This is a genomic window from Pseudomonas edaphica, from assembly GCF_965277385.1.
GTDB classification, from domain to species: Bacteria; Pseudomonadota; Gammaproteobacteria; order Pseudomonadales; family Pseudomonadaceae; genus Aquipseudomonas; species Aquipseudomonas edaphica.
In genome coordinates this window covers 1,675,246-1,694,640 of the sequence record NZ_OZ255725.1, presented here as the reverse complement: position 1 = coordinate 1,694,640, position 19,395 = coordinate 1,675,246, and the positions used below count along the sequence as shown (strand labels likewise).

18 protein-coding genes are annotated in these 19,395 nt (G+C 59.5%); 11 read left to right on the top strand and 7 right to left on the bottom strand.

The window, feature by feature from the left end:
* Positions 1–28: 28 nt before the first annotated feature.
* Together ACQY47_RS07645 and ACQY47_RS07640 are read right to left on the bottom strand one after the other, a co-directional pair.
* Positions 29–1,195 (bottom strand): MFS transporter, encoded by a 1,167-nt coding sequence (locus ACQY47_RS07645; RefSeq protein WP_017137251.1) that lies wholly within the window; start codon positions 1,193–1,195, stop codon positions 29–31.
* Positions 1,196–1,208: 13 nt separating this feature from the next.
* Positions 1,209–1,535, bottom strand: a complete 327-nt coding sequence (locus ACQY47_RS07640) for an ArsR/SmtB family transcription factor (RefSeq protein WP_017137252.1) — start codon at positions 1,533–1,535, stop codon at positions 1,209–1,211.
* Between the two features lie 154 nt (positions 1,536–1,689).
* Here ACQY47_RS07640 and ACQY47_RS07635 point away from each other — a divergent pair, with 154 nt between their 5' ends.
* Positions 1,690–2,274 carry an ACP phosphodiesterase gene (locus ACQY47_RS07635; protein WP_428556770.1) on the top strand — a complete coding sequence of 195 codons (585 nt, stop codon included), beginning with the start codon at positions 1,690–1,692 and terminating at the stop codon, positions 2,272–2,274.
* A gap of 124 nt (positions 2,275–2,398) precedes the next feature.
* Here ACQY47_RS07635 and ACQY47_RS07630 read toward each other — a convergent pair whose 3' ends face one another.
* Together ACQY47_RS07630 and olsB are read right to left on the bottom strand one after the other, a co-directional pair.
* The gene (locus tag ACQY47_RS07630) at positions 2,399–3,190 is read right to left on the bottom strand and encodes a lysophospholipid acyltransferase family protein (protein WP_017137254.1); all 792 of its coding nucleotides are present in this window, start codon (positions 3,188–3,190) and stop codon (positions 2,399–2,401) included.
* Entirely contained in the window at positions 3,190–3,945 is a 756-nt protein-coding gene (olsB, locus tag ACQY47_RS07625; RefSeq protein ID WP_017137255.1) for an L-ornithine N(alpha)-acyltransferase, read from the bottom strand. The genes ACQY47_RS07630 and olsB overlap by 1 nt, the downstream gene beginning before the upstream one ends.
* 185 nt (positions 3,946–4,130) lie before the next feature.
* On the opposite strand from olsB, the gene ACQY47_RS07620 reads away from it, so the two are divergent.
* Together ACQY47_RS07620 and ACQY47_RS07615 are read left to right on the top strand one after the other, a co-directional pair.
* On the top strand, positions 4,131–5,213 hold the full coding sequence (locus ACQY47_RS07620) for a serine hydrolase domain-containing protein (protein WP_428556767.1): 1,083 nt from the start codon (positions 4,131–4,133) through the stop codon (positions 5,211–5,213).
* Positions 5,210–5,524, top strand: coding sequence for a hypothetical protein (locus ACQY47_RS07615; protein ID WP_017137257.1), 315 nt, complete (start codon positions 5,210–5,212; stop codon positions 5,522–5,524). The genes ACQY47_RS07620 and ACQY47_RS07615 overlap by 4 nt, the downstream gene beginning before the upstream one ends.
* 180 nt (positions 5,525–5,704) lie before the next feature.
* On the opposite strand, the gene ACQY47_RS07610 is transcribed toward ACQY47_RS07615, so the two are convergent.
* A complete protein-coding gene (locus ACQY47_RS07610) occupies positions 5,705–5,998 on the bottom strand; it encodes a DUF3077 domain-containing protein (RefSeq protein WP_099548603.1) in 294 nt (97 codons plus the stop codon).
* Between the two features lie 395 nt (positions 5,999–6,393).
* Between ACQY47_RS07610 and ACQY47_RS07605 the strand changes: the two genes are divergently transcribed.
* Together ACQY47_RS07605 and ACQY47_RS07600 are read left to right on the top strand one after the other, a co-directional pair.
* A complete protein-coding gene (locus tag ACQY47_RS07605; protein ID WP_428556765.1) occupies positions 6,394–6,765 on the top strand; it encodes a colicin E1 family microcin immunity protein in 372 nt (123 codons plus the stop codon).
* A gap of 405 nt (positions 6,766–7,170) precedes the next feature.
* Complete coding sequence (locus tag ACQY47_RS07600) at positions 7,171–7,497, top strand: Cki family colicin immunity protein (RefSeq protein ID WP_395600169.1); 327 nt, start codon at positions 7,171–7,173, stop codon at positions 7,495–7,497.
* A gap of 11 nt (positions 7,498–7,508) precedes the next feature.
* On the opposite strand, the gene ACQY47_RS07595 is transcribed toward ACQY47_RS07600, so the two are convergent.
* On the bottom strand, positions 7,509–8,690 hold the full coding sequence (locus tag ACQY47_RS07595; RefSeq protein WP_099485785.1) for a colicin-like pore-forming protein: 1,182 nt from the start codon (positions 8,688–8,690) through the stop codon (positions 7,509–7,511).
* A 644-nt stretch (positions 8,691–9,334) separates the two neighbouring features.
* Here ACQY47_RS07595 and ACQY47_RS07590 point away from each other — a divergent pair.
* From ACQY47_RS07590 to ACQY47_RS07565, 6 genes are all read left to right on the top strand, one after another.
* Positions 9,335–10,510 (top strand): M20 aminoacylase family protein, encoded by a 1,176-nt coding sequence (locus ACQY47_RS07590; RefSeq protein ID WP_428556762.1) that lies wholly within the window; start codon positions 9,335–9,337, stop codon positions 10,508–10,510.
* A gap of 59 nt (positions 10,511–10,569) precedes the next feature.
* Positions 10,570–11,880 (top strand): citrate-proton symporter, encoded by a 1,311-nt coding sequence (locus ACQY47_RS07585; RefSeq protein WP_017137261.1) that lies wholly within the window; start codon positions 10,570–10,572, stop codon positions 11,878–11,880.
* Positions 11,877–13,319, top strand: coding sequence for an amidase (locus tag ACQY47_RS07580; protein WP_428556759.1), 1,443 nt, complete (start codon positions 11,877–11,879; stop codon positions 13,317–13,319). Before ACQY47_RS07585 ends, ACQY47_RS07580 begins: the two co-directional genes overlap by 4 nt.
* Before the next feature lie 64 nt (positions 13,320–13,383).
* On the top strand, positions 13,384–14,142 hold the full coding sequence (locus tag ACQY47_RS07575) for an IclR family transcriptional regulator (RefSeq protein WP_017137263.1): 759 nt from the start codon (positions 13,384–13,386) through the stop codon (positions 14,140–14,142).
* Positions 14,143–14,459: 317 nt separating this feature from the next.
* The gene (locus ACQY47_RS07570; protein WP_017137264.1) at positions 14,460–15,041 is read left to right on the top strand and encodes a YceI family protein; all 582 of its coding nucleotides are present in this window, start codon (positions 14,460–14,462) and stop codon (positions 15,039–15,041) included.
* A gap of 1 nt (position 15,042) precedes the next feature.
* Positions 15,043–16,200 carry a phospholipase D-like domain-containing protein gene (locus ACQY47_RS07565; protein ID WP_099548607.1) on the top strand — a complete coding sequence of 386 codons (1,158 nt, stop codon included), beginning with the start codon at positions 15,043–15,045 and terminating at the stop codon, positions 16,198–16,200.
* Positions 16,201–16,218: 18 nt separating this feature from the next.
* On the opposite strand, the gene ACQY47_RS07560 is transcribed toward ACQY47_RS07565, so the two are convergent.
* Positions 16,219–19,167, bottom strand: a complete 2,949-nt coding sequence (locus tag ACQY47_RS07560; RefSeq protein ID WP_428556757.1) for a S8 family serine peptidase — start codon at positions 19,165–19,167, stop codon at positions 16,219–16,221.
* Between the last annotated feature and the right edge of the window lie 228 nt (positions 19,168–19,395).

Sequence of the window (19,395 nt, the reverse complement as noted above, 5' to 3'; positions counted from 1 at the left end):
AAAACACCCTTCTCTTTAAGTGGATTGATCAGTTGGTCGCAGGGGCCAGGTCGGCATCGCCGCTCTGACGGAAAGTAATCAGGGTCACCAGCAGGGCCAGAATCGCCAGGGCCGCCGCGGCCAAAGGCACGCTGGTCAGGCCGAAACCGTGGGCAATCACGCTGCCGCCGACCCAGGCGCCGAGCGCGTTGCCGATGTTGAAGGCGCCGATATTCAAGGTGGACACCAGGTTTGGAGCGGCCTTGCCGAAGGTCACCACGTTGATTTGCAGCGCCGGTACGGCGGCGAACGAAGCGGTGGCCCACAGGAACAGGGTGATTTCCGTCGGGATCACCGCGACGCTGGTCCAGGTCAGCACCGTGGAGACCACTGCCATGCTGATGAACACGCCGATCAGGGTGGCGGCCAGGCGTTTGTCCGCCAGCTTGCCGCCGATGATGTTGCCGACGGTAAGCCCCAGGCCGATCAGCAGCAGGGTCCAGGTCACGCCTTTGGGCGACACGCCGGTGACATCGCCGAGCAGCGGTGCGACGTAAGTAAAGAGGGTGAACATGGACGCGGCGAACAACGCAGTCATGGTCAGCGACAGCCAGATGCCGGCGCCCTTGAGCGCGGCCAGTTCGGCGCGCATGTCGAGTTTTTCTTCGTCACGCTTGGCCGGCAGGAAGCGGATCAGACCGATCAAGGCGACTACGCCAATCACCGTCACCGCCCAAAAGGTCGAGCGCCAGCCGGCTTCCTGTCCCAGTGCGGTACCCAGCGGCACGCCGAGCACGTTGGCCAGGGTCAAACCGGTGAACATCAAGGCCACGGCCGAAGCCCGTTTGTTGGCCGGCACCAGGTTGGCCGCTACCACCGAACCGATCCCGAAGAACGCACCGTGGCACAGCGCGGTGACCACACGGGCAAACATCAGCACGTTGTAGTCACTGGCCAGGGCGCAGAGCAGGTTGCCGACGATAAAGATGCCCATCAACGCTACCAGGGCGGCCTTGCGTGGCAGCTTGGCGGTGGCCAGTGCCATGAACGGCGCGCCGATGGCCACGCCCAGGGCGTAGCCGGTGACCAGCCAGCCGGCGCCGGGGATCGACACGCCCAGGTCCGCCGCCACATCGGGCAGCAAGCCCATGATGACGAACTCGGTAGTGCCGATGGCGAAGGCGCTGAGGGCCAGTATGAGTAGCGAGAGGGGCATTGGCGTTTCCTTGTTACAGCGCTGCGTTTTCGTCAGCACTGAGTTCGGTGATGAGCGCCGCGAGGAAGGCCTGGATGGTTGCCTCGTTGCGTTTGAAAAAATGCCACTGCCCGGCCTTCTGGCTGCTGATTAACCCGGCGCGTTGCAAGGTGGCCAAATGGGCCGACACGGTCGACTGCGACAAGCCGCAGCGCTGGTCGATCTGCCCGGCACAGATCCCGTATTCGTGGTTGTGTACTTGCTCGGGGAACTGCACCTTCGGGTCTTTCAGCCAGGTGAGGATGTCTCGTCGTACTGGGTGTGCCAGGGCTTTTATTATTTCGTCGAGGTCGATGGACATGGCGGTTGCTCGGTTTCGTACAGCGTTATATCGCGATGAGGCGAACTTTAAATCGGTCTATCCCGATATACCAATATGATTTTGATCTGAGATCAGGCTATTTCGGTATATCGGGTTATAACGATACGTAGTCGGCAGTGGTAGACTGCGCGGCATGAATTATCTCGCACATCTGCACCTGGGCGGCCAACTTCCTGCTCAATTGCTCGGCAGCCTGTATGGCGACTTTGTAAAAGGCCGCCTGCAAGGCCAGTTCAGCCCGCAAATCGAGTCGGCGATTCAGCTGCATCGCTCGATCGACCGCTTTACCGACAGCCACCCGCTGGTGGATGAGGCGTTGTCACGCTTCAGCCTGACCCGCAAGCGCTACGCCGGGATTGTCCTCGATGTGTTTTTCGACCACTGCCTGGCGCGGGATTGGGCGCTGTACGCCGAGCAGCCTCTGGAGCACTTCACGTCGCAGGTGTACCGCGTACTCGCCGCCGAGCCCCAGTTGCCGGGGCGGCTGGCGCAGATTGCACCGTATATGGCAGCGGATGATTGGCTGGGCTCATACCGTGAGTTCGCGGTGATGGAGCAGGTGCTGCGCGGGATTTCGCGGCGGCTCACCCAGCCTCAGGAGCTGGGCCATGCGATGCAGGAGTTGCGGGTTTTGTATGAGCCGTTGAGTGAAGATTTTCGGTTGTTCTATCCCGAGTTGCAGAAGTTTGCCCAAGCTCAACTGATGACTGAGCTCTAACTGAGATCTAAATGTGGGAGCTGGCTTGCCTGCGATAGCAGTCTGTCAGTTGAAAGAGATGTGGCTGACCCACCGCTATCGCAGGCAAGCCAGCTCCCACATTTGAACCGGTGTTCAGTTCATCTCAGGCCGCAAATGCAGGTCGAGCCGCCACCTGCTCAACTTCCGGCAACGGCCCAAACAACGCTTTCTGCACCGCCTGCTGCGCCTGATACGCCAGCGCCGCACGTTCCTGCCCGGCACAGGCAATCGGCTGGAGCACATGAATCTCCACATCACCCTGGTCATTACTAAACAGACGCATCAAGTGCGAGAGCAAATCGTCATCGCCAATAAAAGGTGCCAACGCATCCACCTGCCCATCACGCAAATAACGAATCGCTACCGGTTGCAGGGACACATCCGCATCAATCGCACTGGCCAGCAAACGCCCGTGGAACGTACGCAGGCTGCGCCCATCAGTGGTGGTGCCTTCGGGGAACATCAGCAGCGGATGCTGTTGCTCAAGATGGCGAGTCATCTGCTTGCGGATCAACTGGCTGTCGCCTGAGCCGCGGCGAATAAACAAGCTGCCGGCCTTGGCCGCCAACCATCCAGCCACCGGCCAGGTGCGCACTTCGGCCTTGGACAAAAACGACATCGGCGCCACCGCGCCGAGCAGCGGAATGTCGGTCCAGGACACGTGATTGCTTACCCACAGCATCGGCTGCGTCGGCAGCTCACCGTGTACCGTCACGCGAAAGGGCAGGGCGTTAGTCAGCCGTGCCATAAAAAACCGCGACCAACGCTGGCGACGCACCATCGAGTTGGCAATGCCCATGCGTTCGAACACACCAAACACACTGGCCATGCTCAACCCCAGCGCCACCACCAGCAGCACCCGGGCAATGCGCCCGTACACGCGCAGGCGGCTCATCACATGGCCGCCTTGAAGTGGCGGGCGTAGCGCGGGCACAACTCATCGCGCTTGAGCAGGATGAACACGTCGGCCACCTGGAAGTCTTCATCCCAGCACGGCTCGCCGCAGATCTTCGCACCCAGGCGCATATAGGCTTTGAGCAGCGGCGGCATTTCCGCGATGACGTTGGACGGCAGGTCCAGCGCCGGCAGTGGTTTTTTCGGTTCGGCGCGCAGGTGCTCGTTGCACAGGTAGCGTTCGCGCAGGCGCTGCATGATCGCGTGAGCCTGGATGCCGCCGTCGTGCATCGGGATGCTCGCGCAACCCATCAGGTAGCTGTAACCGCCTTGGTTGAGCACTTCGGCCAATTCGCCCCACAACACCGCGATGGTGCCGCCGTTGCGGTAGGCCGGGTCGACGCAGGTGCGGCCGATCTCCAGGATCGGGCCTTGCAAGTGCAGCAAGCCGTGCAGGCTGAATTCTTCTTCGCTGTAGAACCGGCCCAAGGTGCTGGCGGCCTGGTGGTCGAGCAAACGGGTGGTGGCCACCAGTCGACCGCTGTTCAAATCCCGCACGCCGATGTGGCTGCAGTGAACATCATAGTCATCCATGTCCAGACCCTGTTCCGCGCCTTTCAGCTTGGCGTTGAACTCGCCGCTGAACACGTTGAAACGCAGGGCCTGGGCTTCCTGCAAAGCCTTGGCGCCAACCAGGCGTTCGGCTTGCAGACGGCGTTCATTGCCGGTGTCGCTGATGCGGGCGATCTGAGTCATGGCGAATCTCCGAGTGCCGGCCACTTACCGGCCGGTCGACTTGTTTGTCCAAACTCAGGCTATGTAGGCTCGGTGTCAGCTCCATGAAGTTATGGTGACGCTTGGATGACAGGCCTTCCTGTCGCAAATCTGTCATGCGCCTGGGCTAGGCTCGCGGGCTTGAAAGCCCCCTTGAGTTTGCGTCCATGGTCCGAGGCCTGTTGTGCGTTGCCCTGCTGTTAGTCACCGCTGCCGCCCACGCCGACACCTGGCCGGACAAGGAATGGGCCAAGGGCGCGCCGCTCGAAGGCCCGGCGGTCGATGCACTGAATGCCTACGCTTTTCCACCCCGTGACGACGCCACTCGTAAAGGCATCCGCACCGATGCGCTGCTGGTGATCCGCGATGGCGTGATCGTTTACGAGCGCTACGACGCGCCCACCACCGCCAGCACGCCGCACCTGACCTGGTCAGTGAGTAAAAGCCTGATGGCCACTGTGCTCGGCGTGGCCTACGGCGAAAACCGCTTCAAACTCACTGACCCGGCCGCGCGTTTTTACCCGCCAATGAAGCAACACCCCAAAGTGAGCATGGCCGACCTGCTGCACTGGGCCTCGGGCCTGGACTGGCAGGAAGACTACGAATACGCCCCGCTGAAATCCTCGGTGGTGGCGATGCTCTACACCCGTGGCCGCAGCGATATGGCCGAGTTTGCCGCAGCCACCGAGGCCACCGCCGCACCGGGCCAGGCCTTTCGTTATTCCAGTGGCGACAGCAATATTTTGTCCGCCGCCCTCAAAGGCATGCTCGGCCACAAGGCCTATATGAGTTACCCGTGGGACGCGCTGTTCAAGCCGCTGGGCATTCACAACGCCACCTGGGAAACCGACGCCGATGAAACCTTCGTCGCCTCGTCCTATGCCTACCTCACCGCTCGCGATTTAGCGCGCGTCGGCCTGCTGATGGCGCGCGACGGTCGTTGGGGGGAACAACAACTGCTGCCTAAAGAGTGGGTTGCCTTCAACCGCCAGCCATTCGACAAATACCAGGCCGGCCAGGACGACGCCGTCCCCGGCGGGCAATGGTGGCTCAACCTCGACGTACAAGGCGCGCCAAGACCCTGGCCCGATGCGCCTGCCGACACCTTCGCCGCCCTCGGCCATTGGGGCCAGGCGCTCTATGTGCTGCCCGACGAACACCTGGTGATCGTGCGCTACGGCGATGACCGCGACGGCACTTACCGCCACAACGAACTGCTCAAGCGCGTACTGGCGGCGGTGCAACCATGATCCGTCGTCATCCGTTTATCAGCGTGTTTTTGCTGCTGTTGCTCGCCCTGTCGGGCTGGGTGTGGCACGAACGCGTCAACCTGCAAGCCTTCCCCGACATCATCGCGGCGTACACGGCCAAGGAGTATTGCTCGTGCCGGTATGTGGAGAACAACCCGGCGGAGTATTGCCTCGGGTATGTGAAGCAGTATGTGCCGACCAGCGCGTTCACTGACTCGCCGGAACGCAGTGAAGTCACGGCAAGCGGCTTGGGGCGCACGCATACAGCGCGCTGGTTGGGTGATCGCCAGGGCTGCCGCCTCAACCCCTGACGCACCAAAGATTTTCTGTGGGAGCTGGCTTGCCTGCGATGACGGCGGCACAGGCAACAGTGATGTTGACTGACCGGCCGCCATCGCAGGCAAGCCAGCTCCCACATTGGATTTGTGCTGATCTTGGGAAATGAGGCAGTCCAGACAGGCGCCCGATGCACTGCACCGGGCGCGGACGACTTACTGCGGGGTTGGGCTGCCAGGCTGCAAGGCCAGCAACAGGTCATCGATGATCGCCTTGCCCATTTCCCCCAGGTAATGCGAGGCGAATGCAAACTTCTCCGCCTTGGGGTCCATGGCGGCTTCAAGGGAGAGCATTTTTGCGTAATAGAGCACGTGGGATGCGTGTTCGAGGGCTTCTACGAGCGGAACCCCGGCGTTGACGCGGAAGAGTTTCAGGTGGCTTTTGTTTTCTCCGCAGTCTGCGAAGGTGGCGGCGCCGATGGTTTCGGCTGAGGGTATTTCGTACGGCATATGCTTGCTCCTTTGGTATAACCAAAAAGAGCTTCTTTTCTCGGGATTCCAAGCCCGGTCACTCATGAGCAGCGACGGAGGCGAGGTTAACCCTATGCACGCGCCGTCGCAACCGGTGGCCAATAGCTGTCCGCAATCTGCGTTGTGTGGCGAGGGCGCTTGTCGGATCGCCGTACCGTCCCGTTTGACTGCGCAGCAGTCACCGGCTTTTTGGGGGCGCTTCGCACCCCAGCGCAAGCAAGCTTGCTCGCCACAGGGTTATGCGCAGCGGCAGAAGTGTCGGTTGTTGCCTTGAAACTTGCCGGGTGCTGTGTTTCCAGCGCGCGCCCCTGTAGTAACCTTGCCCGCGGCCGACCCCACACACGTCGGCCGTTAACAGGCATAAAAGGAGACTTATGACGCTGGGGCGCAAGGCCGAAAAATACTTCAGGATGATAAGAACGCGAATGGGCCTGGAGAAAAACTATTATTTAAAAAGCTTCGTTATTGCGCTGTTTATTTTCTGCATGAGCGTCTCCGTTTTTAAATCCAGCGATAAGGCCGTGATCATTATCTTGATCTGCGGGGTTAATGCGCTGCTGTTCCCGCTGGCCAGGCGTGCAGTCGAAAACGTTGTCTTTCGTTTTACTGGGAAAGAATTTTGGGCGACACATCCCCTTCGGGCCGCCGCATCTTATGGCGGTCACGTACTGCTGTGGATGTTTTATTTCGTTTTTGCCATTCCGCTTGGCGCGTTCTATTTGCTGTGGTTGTGGCTGAAAAAATAGTGCCTGTTCGCGCGGCCTCTGTTTTCTGAGGACGGAACCTCTAGTTGTTGGGCCTCGCGTTTTGGGGCCTTCGCACCCCTGCGCAATAAAGTTGTTTACCTTATGTTTCACTGTTTTCGAGTCTTTATCACGCGGTCATCGAGCGCTTTTTAGCAACTTAATGTTGCATGATTGACCCATTCGGACGTCCTTGCATGCAAGCTGCAGGGCGCACAGTACGGATTCTGCGGGGGCGTGCAGGGTATTTTCAGCACAAAACAGACGTGCTGGCCCAAGTACTGTGGATGGAGTGAATGCCATCGTCATGTAGTAATCTCGAAGACGGTCGGAGTGCTCTGTAGGTCAGCCTCAAGCATAAAGGATGCGTCTGGCTCTCACCCATATAGTCGGTAAAGGTTGGTAAGTATGGAAAATAAATATTATTTTAAAAACCTAATATTTGGTTTGTTTATGTTTTTCATCTGTGCGTTTTATTCCAGGTCGGACGATAATGCTGCGGTGGTTTTTATTGTCGCAGGCGTAAATGCACTATTGTTTCCCTTTGCAAAGCGCGCAGTAGAAAATATAGTTTTTCGTTATATTCGCAAGGGTTTTTTGAGTTCGGGGCCAGTATTGACTGGCGCGGCAAATGGTGGTTATGCACTGGTGTATGGGTTTTATTTTGCATTTGCGATTCCCATTGGTTTGCTTTTTTTAATAAACTTGTACGTTAAAAAAAAGGCCGCCATGTAGGCGGCCCAGCGTTATAATTGTATGATGAAATTGTTCAGGCTTTCTACGCTTGCGTCATTAATTAATACACTGGTTGCAGCGATCAGCAAAGCAAATGCCAGTATCCCTAGCGGAGTGACCGCGATGAATCCAAACATGGCGCTAACCAATGCTGTTGCTGAAATGCCAAGAGCAATCGCTTCGACCTTTACAAAAAAAGGCTTCCAGTTATCTGTTTTGCTAGCTTTTTTAAATTCAATATAAGCATCTTTAAAGTCTATCGCGTACCCAGCATATCCAAAACCTTTGCTGAATTTAGCTGAAGCCCTACCGATAGCCTCAAAGTCCATTGAGTCTATGTATTTTGCTGCTGCGGCTCTGTCCTTGGCGCTGAATTTTTTATCCAGAGCATCTTTGTACTTGTCGAAAGCATTAAAAGCTTCATCTGCACTACGGATCTTGTTACCTTTCGCGCTTTCTGCTAACTCAACTGCGAGCTTTGATGCGTTATCGCCGAATTTTCTAGCCACTTCGCCACTAAAGGCAATGGTGAATTTTATGGCGTCGTCTATGTTAGCAAGCTTTGTAGCTGCTTCTGCGTTAATGCGTGCTTCTTCAGCTTGCAATTTCGACCACGCTTTTTGTTTGTTCGCCAGTTCAGCTAAATCATTAAGCCGTTTGATCTCATAAGCTGCCTTAAGCGATTTTTGCCAATCTTCAAAGCTTTTTTTGGAGTCGGCGATACGGTACGCCAATCGCGCGGCAGCTTCTGTAATAAACGCATTGATGGGCTGGTCGAAAAAGTCACGTTTATAAAAACTGTTTGCTACTGCTTGAAGTGAAATGGTCTCCAGAGCTGTTTGTGAAATAATCGTGTCCATAGACCCGATTTCACTCCACAGGTTAGCGACACGGTCGTCTGCTTTTACATCACTTTTGAGCTTGTCTTCTTCAATTTTTCTTTGAATTTCCTCCGGTATCAATTGACGTTTAGCTGCGTAATCAGCTTCTTGCGCCGCGACTGCGTTATTGATCGGTACTTTGTAGTTTTCACTGACTTCTTTGCGGGCATTCGCTGCGACCTTTCTTCCTATGGTGCTGTTACCAAAATCATCACCGTAGCCACCGCCGCCCACTGGGCCAGAGCCAAAGACCGTTGGCTCATAAGCTCTGATTTCGGTCAGGCCGAGATAGATCGTAATACGATCGCTCATAGCGAAGCCCCTTTTTTCATATTTGCCGGCATGGTGTTTTGTCGCCTGAGCATCGTATTTGCAGGCCGTCGGTTCGTCCTGGACAAACTGTTTAGTAAAGCGCCTGAACTGTCAGGAGAGGTCTTCGCCATAACGATGGAAGCGTTTTTTGACGTGTTCATTGTCTATATCCTTATATTAGGCTCAATGCGTGTTTGTCTTTTTGTCTGAATTGGTTTTTGTTTTTAGGTTTTGTGAAGTTTTGCGTTTTGGGTATTGGTTAATTGGTAGAGGGCGTGTGGTTAAGAACTGTAAGTGCGTTTGGTTTTTTTAAACAATAAACATTATGCTTGGGTGTATATCTTGTTACATAAGTTAAGGTTTAATTAGGAACTGTTATTTCCTGGCTGCGAGTAGGGTTGGGCGGTCGCAATATCTGTTGAGTTAACGGCGTTAGCTTCCGTTTGACTGCGCAGCAGTCACCGGCTTTTTGGGCGCGCTTCGCACCCCGGCGCAAGCAAGCTTGCTCGCCACAGGGTTATTAGGTGTCGGCCTTAGGTTCCACCCAGTGGAACCACCTTTGATTGTCCTCGCGCCCACATCGCGCTTAGCTGTCGATGTGCAGCCAACAAGAACGGGACCACCCGCCTGTGAGGAGAATCACCATGCGCCCACACCAGCACATTATGGATTGGCTCAGCGACGTCGCCAGCGACTTGCACGCTGTGCGCCACGATATCCACGCCCATCCCGAACTCGGCTTTGAAGAAAACCGCACCAGCGCGCTCATTGCGCAATCCTTGAAGGAATGGGGCTACGAGGTGCACACCGGCATCGGCAAAACCGGTGTGGTCGGCGTGCTGCTCAATGGCAGCAGCTCGCGCACGCTGGGGATTCGCGCCGACATGGACGCCTTGCCCATTATCGAAAACACCGGCGCGGCCTACACCAGCCAGCACGCTGGCTGCATGCATGCTTGCGGGCATGACGGCCACACCACCATGCTGCTCGGTGCCGCGCGTTACCTGGCGGCGACGCGGCAATTTGACGGCACCTTGAACCTGATTTTCCAACCCGCCGAAGAAGGCCAGGGCGGCGCCGAGGCGATGCTGGCCGATGGTTTGCTCGAGCGCTTTCCGTGTGACGGCCTGTTCGGCATGCACAATATGCCGGGCTTGCCGGCTGGGCATCTGGGCCTGCGGGTCGGGCCGATGATGGCCTCGCAGGACTTGCTCACGGTGACGCTGGAAGGCGTCGGTGGCCACGGTTCCATGCCGCATCTGACGGTGGATCCGCTGGTGGCCGCCGCGAGTATGGTCATGGCGTTGCAAACGGTGGTGGCGCGCAATATCGACACCCAGGAAGCCGCCGTGGTCACGGTCGGTGCGCTGCAAGCGGGGCAGGCCGCCAACGTGATTCCTCAGCAAGCGCTGTTGCGCCTGAGCCTGCGCGCGCTGAACCCCAAGGTGCGCGAGCAGATGCTCGAACGGGTCAACGCGATCATCCAGACCCAGGCCGCGAGCTTCGGCTGCACGGTGCAGGTCGAACACCGCCCGGCCTACCCGGTGCTGGTCAACCACGCCGAAGAAACCGAGTTCGCTCGCCAGGTCGGCGTGGCCTTGCTCGGCGCCGACGCGGTGGACGGCAACACCCGCACGCTGATGGGCAGTGAAGACTTCGCCTGGATGCTGCAACGCTGCCCCGGCAGTTACCTGTTTATCGGCAACGGCGTGTCGCGGCCGATGGTGCATAACCCTGCCTATGACTTCAACGACGACATCCTGCTGACCGGCGCCGCCTACTGGGGCGCGCTGGCCGAGAGCTGGCTCAAGCCTGCCTGACGACCTCTTTTTTTCTGCCGCTGGACCCTTGCCCTTATCGGTTGAATGGAGTGTTCCTCATGCAGACTTCAAACACAGGCGTATCGCGCACCCGCCAGGTGGTGGCGGCGGTGATCGGCAATGCGCTGGAATGGTATGACTTTATCGTTTACGGCTTTCTGGCCAGCATCATCGCCCGGCAATTCTTTCCGTCGCAGGATGAATACGCCTCGCTGCTGATGGCCTTGGCCACCTTCGGCGTGGGCTTTTTCATGCGCCCGGTGGGCGGCATCCTGCTCGGCATTTATGCCGACCGCAAAGGCCGCAAAGCCGCGATGCAGTTGATTATCCGGCTGATGACCGTGTCTATCGCGCTGATCGCTTTCGCGCCCAATTACGCCGCCATCGGCATGGGCGCGCCGCTGCTGATTGTGGTGGCGCGCATGCTCCAGGGCTTTGCCACCGGCGGTGAGTACGCGAGTGCCACGGCGTTTCTGGTGGAAAGTGCGCCGGCCCATCGCAAGGGCTTGTATGGCTCCTGGCAGTTGGTGGGGCAATGCCTGGCGGTATTTGGTGGGGCGGCGATGGTGGCGTTGGTCACGCACTTCTTTTCGCCGCAAACCCTCGACCTGTGGGGCTGGCGCGTGCCGTTTGTGCTGGGCTTGCTGATCGGCCCGGTGGGCTTGTGGATTCGCCGGCACCTGGAAGACCCGGAAGAGTTTATCCAGGCACGCAAACAGGCCACCGGCCCGGCGCCGAGCTTGATGGGCGTGCTGCGCGAGCATCGGCGCAGCATCCTTGTCTCCATGGGCTTGGCCTGTGGGGCGACGGTGTCGTTCTATGTGGTGCTGGTGAATATGCCGACCTTCGCGCACAAGAGCCTCGGTTTGCCGCTGGACCAGGTGCTGATGGTGCAGATGTTCGCAGTGGCGCTGATGACCGTGGTGATTCCGCTGTCCGGCATGCTCTCGGACCGGCTGGGGCGGCGGCCGGTGTTGATGGCCTTCACCCTGGCGTTTTTCGTGATGGTTTACCCGTTGTATGTGTGGGTGGCCGCGGCACCGTCCATCGAGCGCTTGCTGGTGATGCAAGTGCTGCTGTGCACGGTCATCGGCGGCTTTTTCGGCCCGGCACCGACGGCCCTGGCCGAGCAGTTTCCGATTGAGGTGAGGTCAACGGGTGTGTCGGTGGCTTATAACGTCGCGGTCATGGTGTTCGGCGGTTTCGCACCGTTGATCGTGACCTGGCTGACCAAAGTACTCGGTACGCCAGTGGCGCCGTCGTTTTATGTACTGTTCGCTTGCGTGCTGACGTTGATGGGCACTTACTGCATGCACGAAGCCCCACGGGCGAAAAAACCGCTGCCCTTTTCCAATGAGGTGAAGCCTTGAGCCGTGTTGATTGGGATGCCACGCAGCTGTCGCAAGCGATCCATGCGCGGCAGGTGTCGTGTGAAGACGTGATGGGCGATTACCTGGCGCAGATCCAGCGTTTTAACCCGAGTGTGAATGCGCTGGTGTCGTTACGTGATGCCGATGAAGTGCTGGCCGAAGCCCGCGCTTGTGATCGCGAACTGGATCAGGGCAAGTCCCGTGGCTGGATGCACGGCATGCCTCAGGCGATCAAGGATTTGGCGGCCACCAAGGGCTTGCGCACCACCTTGGGCTCGCCGCTGTTCGCCGAGCATGTGCCCACCGAAGATGCGATCAGCGTGTCGCGCGTACGGGCCAGCGGCGCGATCATCATCGGCAAGACCAATGTGCCGGAATTCGGCCTCGGCTCGCAGACCTACAACACGCTGTTCGGCACCACCGGCAATGCCTATGACCCACGTTTGGTGGCCGGAGGCAGCAGCGGCGGGGCGGCGGTGGCGCTGGCGTTGCGCATGCTGCCGGTGGCCGATGGCAGCGACATGATGGGTTCGCTGCGCAACCCGGCGGCGTTCAATAATGTGTTTGGTTTGCGCCCTTCGCAGGGGCGCGTGCCCCACGGGCCGGTGCCGGAATTGTTTGTGCAGCAACTGGGCACCGAAGGCCCAATGGGCCGCAGCGTCACGGATGTGGCGAAGTTATTGAGTATCCAGGCCGGTTACGACCCGCGGGTGCCGCTGTCATCCAGGGACGATCCGTCGGTGTTCGGCCAGCCGTTGCAGCGCGATTTTAAAGGCGCGCGCCTGGGCTGGTTGGGGGATTACAACGGCTACCTGCCGATGGACGACGGCGTGATGAACCTGTGCGAGTCGGCCCTTGGCGATTTCGCTGCGCTGGGCTGCGAGGTGGAAAGCTGCCAGCCGGCATTTTCCCTGGCGCGCCTGTGGCGCTGCTGGTTGGTGCATCGCCACTGGTTGGTGCACGGCAACCTCGGTGCGGCCTACGCCAACCCGCAAAAACGCGCGTTGCTCAAGCCTGAGGCGCAATGGGAAGTGGAGGGCGGCCTGGGCCTGAGCGCGCAGCAGGTGTACCAGGCGTCGGTGGACCGCAGCGAGTGGTATCGCGCCTTGGCCAAGCTGTTTGAACGTTACGATTTTCTGCTGTTGCCCAGCGCCCAAGTGTTCCCTTTTGATGCACAACAGGCGTGGCCGCGCAGGGTGGGTGGGCGTGAAATGGACACCTATCACCGGTGGATGGAAGTGGTGATTGGCCCTACGTTGGCAGGCTTGCCGAGCATGAGCATTCCGGTGGGGTTCAATCCTCAAGGCTTGCCCATGGGCTTGCAGATCATCGGCCCGGCCCAGGCGGACCGGGCTGTCTTGCAGCTGGCCTATGCTCATGAACAGCTGACGCAATGGGTACAACGCCGCCCGCCTGCGTGCCTTGAATCGATGAGTTGACCTGCGATCGGGCCTGTATCTTGCTGTGAAAAATGATCATCCACCGGCAACAGGGAGATCGAACATGGAGACAGGCACGGTACGGTCGGTTGAGCGCGCACTCGCCATCGTCGAACTGCTCGGCGAACACCAGGCCTTGGGGTTGGAGGAGTTGCACTACCTCACACGACTGCCCAAGGCGACGGTGTCGCGCATGTTGCTGACCTTGCAGGAACAGGGGTGGGTCTATCGCGGCCTCAGCGACCGTCGTTACCGCCTGCGCGCCCAGCGCTTGTTCGGCGACACCCAGCAACGTTTCAAGCGCCAGGTGGTGGAAAGCGCCGCGCCCTGGCTGCTGGAACTCAGCGAGCGCACCGGGCTGGTGGTGGATTTATCCTGCTTTGATGGTGAGCGCCTGGAAGTCATGGAAAGCGCGATCCCCAGTGTGTTGCGCAAGCTGTACCCCAACAACTGCCAGATCGTCGGCCAGCACGCCAGCCTGTTTCACTCGGCGATGGGCAAGGCGTGCCTGACGCAATTGCCGGTTGAGGAGGTGCAGCGTCTGGCGGGCCGCGATCATGTGGCCGCGGACGAGCAGGTGCATACCTGCGAGCAAACCCAGCACCAGGGGTTTGGCCAGCGCACTGAAGGCTATTGGGAATACCCGGTGCGCCTGCCGTTTCTGATTCGCGCGGTGGCCCTGCCGGTGCAGGCCAATGGGCGGCTGGTGGGCAGCATGGCGCTGCACTGGCCGATGCATCAGGCGCCGGTGGAGCGCGTATTGAACCTGCACATGGCCAGCCTGGAAGCGACGGTACGCGATGTGCAGCGGGCGCTGATCTGAAGGCAACCACCGAACCCTGTGGGAGCTGGCTTGCCTGCGATAGCGGCAGGTCAGCCACCTTCACTGTTGCCTGTGGCGAGCAGGCTTGCCCTGCGTTGGGCTGCGAAGCAGCCCCAAAATCAAGCGCTGAGTTTTTTCAGTAAAAATTCCAATGCTCTCATGGGGCTGCTGCGCAGCCCAACGCAGGGCAAGCCTGCTCGCCACAGGGGTTTGGCTGCCTTGAAAAATTGTGCAGATACCCAGCTCCCACATTGGATTTGCGCCGCTTGTGAGATTGCGCTTAAGGTTCGTGCAGGTTTTTTGCCCCATGAGTTTCTATGTTCAATCTCAAACCCCTGGCCTTCACGCTGTTGACGTGCGCCGCCTTGCCTGCCCACGCCGACTGGTACCTGGATAACGAATCCTCGCGCCTGTCGTTCGTCACCACCAAGAACACCGAGATTGCCGAGGTGCATCGTTTCCTGGTGTTGCACGGCAAGGTCGACAGCAAAGGCGCGGCGCAGCTTGAGGTCGAGATGGAGTCGATCAACAGCGGCATCCCGCTGCGCGATGAGCGCATGCGCAATGACCTGTTCCAGATCAAGGCCTTCCCCGAAGCGCTGATCAGCGCGCAGATTAATCTGCAACCGATCAATGACCTGGCCCCAGGCGCGCAAATTGAGTTGCGCCTGCCACTGTCGGTGACTTTGCATGGCAAGACCCAAACCTACAGCGCCGAACTGCTCGCCACACGCCTGGATGATCGACGCTTCCAGGTGGTGACCCTGGAACCTGTGGTGCTGCATGCCGAGGATTTCGATTTGGTGCCGGGTGTGGCGGCACTGCGCAAGGCGGCCGGCTTGGCGTCGATCAGTTTGTCGGTGCCGGTCGGTGCGGTGCTGATTTTCACGGCGCGCTGACGTGAGCGGCGCAGTGTTCCCATGGCGCAGCGCCAACCGCTTCGAGTTGCTGATCGACGGCCCGAGTTTCTTCCCGCAGATGCTGGTGGGTATTGCCCGGGCCGAGCGCCAGGTCGATCTGGAGTTGTACCTGGTGGAGGCGGGTGCTTGCGCTGAAGCCATGGTGCAGGCGTTGGTGCAAGCCGCCGAGCGCGGCGTGCAGGTGCGCTGCCTGTTTGATGATTACGGCAGCCTGGCCTTCACGCTGGGCCTGCGTAAGCGCCTCACCGACGCGGGCGTGCAACTGCGCTTCTACAATCGCCTGAGCTGGCGCCGTTGGATGCGTAACCTGTACCGCGACCATCGCAAACTGTTACTGATCGATCAGGGCATCGCGGTGGTCGGCGGCACGGGCGTTACCGATGAGTTCTGGACGCCAGGGCAAGACACCGCCGACTGGCATGAAGTGATGGTGCAGATCAGCGGCCCGTTGGTGCTGGACTGGCAGGCGTTGTTCGACCGCCAATGGCATGCCAACGCGGCGCGCCGTGAGTGGAAACCCGCCACCCATTTCGGTTTGCCGCGCTTGCCCAAGGTGCCGGCCACCGGGCCTGGCCTGGGGCGCGTGGCGTATGCCGATGCTCGTCAGCACCGCGATATTTTGCAGTCGCTGATCCGCGCGCTGAACAGCAGCAAGACGCGCATCTGGCTGGCCACCCCGTATTTTCTACCGACCTGGAGCGTGCGCCGTGCGTTGCGCCGCGCAGCCGGGCGTGGCGTGGATGTGCGTTTATTGCTGACCGGCCCGCGCACCGATCACCCTTCAGTGCGCTACGCCGGGCACCGGTATTACCCACGGTTGTTGCGCGCAGGCGTGCAGATCTTTGAATACCAGCCGTGTTTTTTGCACCTGAAAATGGTGCTGGTGGACGACTGGGTGAGCGTTGGCTCGTGCAATTTCGACCACTGGAATTTGCGCTTCAACCTGGAGGCCAACCTGGAAGCGCTCGACCCAGAATTGACGGCAGCGGTGGTGGGCAGTTTCGAGGGTGATTTTGCCAAGAGCCAGGCGGTGAGCCTGGCGGCCTGGAAGGCGCGGCCACTGTGGCGGCGGGTGAAGCAGCGGGTGTGGGGCTGGATTGATCGGTTGGTGGTCAACCTGCTGGATCGGCGGGGGTAGGACACCCCCGCCTGCTGCTTAAAACTGCAGTGAATATTGCGCGGTGATGCTTTGGTCTCGCGTGCGCTCACCACGCTGCTGGGCAAAGCCCAGGTCGATCGCACTGTTAGGCGTCAGGCGCGCGGTGGCGCCCAGTTCCAGCCGGGTGCTGAGTCGATCCAGCGGCGCGCCGCTGACACTCATGACTCGCCCGCCGTCCCAGGCAGCCTGGGTAGAAGGTTGCAGGTCACCGCTGGCACGGGTGTAAGCCAGGCCGCCGCGCACACTCAACCACGACGGGCCGATCTGCGCCTTGCCCAGGTCGAGGTTCACCCGCACACCGCCGGTGGCCAGGTTCACGCTTTCTTTCGAACGTTTGCCGCGCAGTGCCGTGATGCCGCCCCGCTCGGTGTAGCCTTCGCTGCGCTGTTGCACATTGGTCAGTTGCAGGTACGGCTGCCAATCCCAGAAGTCATGGCTGAACTTATAGTTGGCCTCGGCAAATGTCTGCACGCTACGACTGGCGTACTTGGCGGACAGGTGGTTTTCTACCCCAGGGAAACTGACGCGACGTTTGGTCTGGATCTCATGTTGCGCGTAGGCAATGCCGCCATACAGGCCAAAAGCGTCCCAAGTGTGGCCAACATGCAGGCCCAACTGGTAGGTGTCGACACTCGCCTTGCCGCGTGCACCGGCCTTCACCTCGATTTGACTGCTGCCGGCCACCACGCCCACGCGAGTGCCTTGTTCCAGTGTGTGATCAAACCCAAGCAGTAGGCCCGTGCTGCTGTGGGCGGTGCGCGAGGTGCCGGTGTCGCCTGCGAGTTGGCCGGATTGCCGCGGCAGTTGCACCCAGACGCCTTGGTTTTTTGCATCGAGCCCGATGGTCCGGCCGTCTTGCGCCAGGCGCTGACGGTCGAGTGCGGCTTGACGCAACACGCGGCTGTTCTCGATCAGCACCGCTTGGGTGCTGGCATGCAGTTCGCCGCTCAGTTGGTCCAGGGCCGAAGGTGCCTGCTCGGGAAACAGTGCGGTCAGGCGCTGCAGCAGCGGCGAAGGCTGAGTCTCAGCATCCGCAGCGCGGGCGACGGCGCGCTGGTTGGCAGTGCCCGCCGCCGACGCCAGTGACCGACCACGGCCGAACTCCACCAGTAAGTTGTTGCCTTGTTTGACCTGGGAAACGCTGAGGAAGGGTGAGAACTCACGGTGGTCGATCGAAGCAAACTCGCCGCTCAACGCACCTTTGGCCTGCAGGATGCTGTAGCGCTGGCCCAAAGGGTAGCTGTTGGGTTGCGCGCTCAGGTACAGCGTGCCGCCGTTGATTGAGGCTTGCTGGCTGACTTGCAGTTTTGCCGGGGCTGCCTGGGGCACCAGGCCGGTCATCAAGGTTGCGCCGGACGCTTGCTGGTAGTCGCCTTCGACGGCCAAGCTGCCGTTCAGGCGCAGGACGCCGCCGTCGAGTTTTACGTCGCCCTTGAGGTTGTTGACGCCATCCAGTTCCAGAATGCCCTGCTTGACGGTGGCGCCGGCGAAGCTGTTATTGCCGCTCAGGCGCAGCCAACCGATGCCGGTTTTTTCCAGGCGGCCGGGGCCACTGATATCGTTGCGCCAATCGTCCCAGGCGCCGCCTTGCCAGACAATCGCGCCGCCAGCGGGGCGATCCATATTGACGTTGGTATCGACGCGCAATTGGCCGGGGCCATCGATGGCTTTTTTCAGGTTCATCAAGCCCCAGCCGTAAACGTCGTCCACGCCCGGCTCGCCGAGGTCGGTGGCGGTGGTGAGCAATATGTCGCGGATTTGCGGGTTGTCGAGGTAGGGGAAACGTTCTATCAGCAGTGCCAAGCCGCCGGTGACGTGGGGCGCGGCCATGGAGGTGCCAGAATTTAGCATATAGCCTAGTTCGGGGTTATCACCGGTCACTGCGAAGCCATCGACACCATCGTCCTGGTCGAAGTGGTTTTCGGTTTGTATTGAACCTGCGACCCAGGACGAGTTGATATCTGTTCCGGGCGCGGCCAGGCACCAGTCTTTGCTGAAGCCGCAGCGCCTGGAATAATCGCTCAAGGTGAGCTCTTTAGTTAAGTTGACGACGGTCAACCAATAAGGCTCCAGCTCTGCAATGGCACGTGGCAGGTTGGGATGAAGCCCGGAGTTTGGCGCTTTTTGAGGTGATTCGTTGGCTGTGGTGACGTTGCCCGCTGACCATACTTGCAGGATCCCATACTTGATAGCGTTGTCTGCGATGGCCTTGAGTTCTGAATAAATGGAGGTTCCGGTTTCGCTTAATGCCAGGTTCAGCTCTGTTTCATTCGCAGGCGAAAATGCGCTGCCCCAACTATTATTGACGACACGCACATTTTGACTGTGCAACTGGGCATAGGCGACGTTTACCGCTGCAACAGTCGGAAGGGGCGCGCGCGTAATATCTCTTAAGGCAAGTGGGCCTCCCAGGTAGGTATTACCGTACTTGCGCACTGCACTCACGTTGGCAGCGTAAGCCACGCCCTGCACTCCAGAGCCATCACGATTGGCGAGCGCTATGCCGGCAACGTGAGTGCCGTGCGCGTCGTATTTAGAACCTACCGCTCTGAGATAGTCATCAAGTTGCTCACGGGTAAGCGTGCCCTCGGCAATGGACTCTTCAAGGCCGGGCAATGCTTCAGGTGGCAATGCGTCGATAACGGTGACCGAGGCGCGGTCACCTTCGGTATAGAAGCAGCCGTTCTCCAGTACGGTCCCACTCATGCAGCCGGTGTCAGCCATAAGCACGCCGATGGCTGGCTTCCCCGCAAACTCGCTATGGCGCAGGTCTGTTCCAGTATCGTAAACCCCTAATCGTACCCCTGCGCCACTCAAACCCCGTGCATAAGCGTAGTCCGCCCCGACCGCGCCCAACCCCCAGTTACTCTTGAACTCGTCACTGCGCCAGCTGGCCGCATCGTGCAGTCGGCCCTGTTCGGCATAGCTTGCGGCTTCAACGGGCATACCCGACAGGCACCCAAGCACACAGAGGGCGATAGTATTTTGTTTGAAAGAGGATTGAGCGGCCGCATTCAGGGCGTTCGCTCGGTCTTTTTTCGAGGGCGACATGGTCCACACACCTGCACATAAAAATGGGCTGACAGGGTGTGCGAGCGTGCGGAGAAGGTTATGTAGGACTTGGCTGGAGAGAGTGAGTGAAAGTTCACTTTTTGCTGATTGAGGCGGGCAAGT

Coding starts and splice junctions, on each gene's coding strand:
- ACQY47_RS07645 (WP_017137251.1), bottom strand. CDS start 1,195: ATGCCCCTCTCGCTACTCATACTGGCCCTCAGCGCCTTCGCCATCGGC.
- ACQY47_RS07635 (WP_428556770.1), top strand. CDS start 1,690: ATGAATTATCTCGCACATCTGCACCTGGGCGGCCAACTTCCTGCTCAA.
- ACQY47_RS07610 (WP_099548603.1), bottom strand. CDS start 5,998: ATGCCGTACGAAATACCCTCAGCCGAAACCATCGGCGCCGCCACCTTC.
- ACQY47_RS07640 (WP_017137252.1), bottom strand. CDS start 1,535: ATGTCCATCGACCTCGACGAAATAATAAAAGCCCTGGCACACCCAGTA.
- ACQY47_RS07600 (WP_395600169.1), top strand. CDS start 7,171: ATGGAAAATAAATATTATTTTAAAAACCTAATATTTGGTTTGTTTATG.
- ACQY47_RS07595 (WP_099485785.1), bottom strand. CDS start 8,690: ATGAGCGATCGTATTACGATCTATCTCGGCCTGACCGAAATCAGAGCT.
- ACQY47_RS07575 (WP_017137263.1), top strand. CDS start 13,384: ATGGAGACAGGCACGGTACGGTCGGTTGAGCGCGCACTCGCCATCGTC.
- ACQY47_RS07560 (WP_428556757.1), bottom strand. CDS start 19,167: ATGCCCGTTGAAGCCGCAAGCTATGCCGAACAGGGCCGACTGCACGAT.
- ACQY47_RS07585 (WP_017137261.1), top strand. CDS start 10,570: ATGCAGACTTCAAACACAGGCGTATCGCGCACCCGCCAGGTGGTGGCG.
- ACQY47_RS07570 (WP_017137264.1), top strand. CDS start 14,460: ATGTTCAATCTCAAACCCCTGGCCTTCACGCTGTTGACGTGCGCCGCC.
- olsB (WP_017137255.1), bottom strand. CDS start 3,945: ATGACTCAGATCGCCCGCATCAGCGACACCGGCAATGAACGCCGTCTG.
- ACQY47_RS07630 (WP_017137254.1), bottom strand. CDS start 3,190: ATGAGCCGCCTGCGCGTGTACGGGCGCATTGCCCGGGTGCTGCTGGTG.
- ACQY47_RS07620 (WP_428556767.1), top strand. CDS start 4,131: ATGGTCCGAGGCCTGTTGTGCGTTGCCCTGCTGTTAGTCACCGCTGCC.
- ACQY47_RS07605 (WP_428556765.1), top strand. CDS start 6,394: ATGACGCTGGGGCGCAAGGCCGAAAAATACTTCAGGATGATAAGAACG.
- ACQY47_RS07590 (WP_428556762.1), top strand. CDS start 9,335: ATGCGCCCACACCAGCACATTATGGATTGGCTCAGCGACGTCGCCAGC.
- ACQY47_RS07615 (WP_017137257.1), top strand. CDS start 5,210: ATGATCCGTCGTCATCCGTTTATCAGCGTGTTTTTGCTGCTGTTGCTC.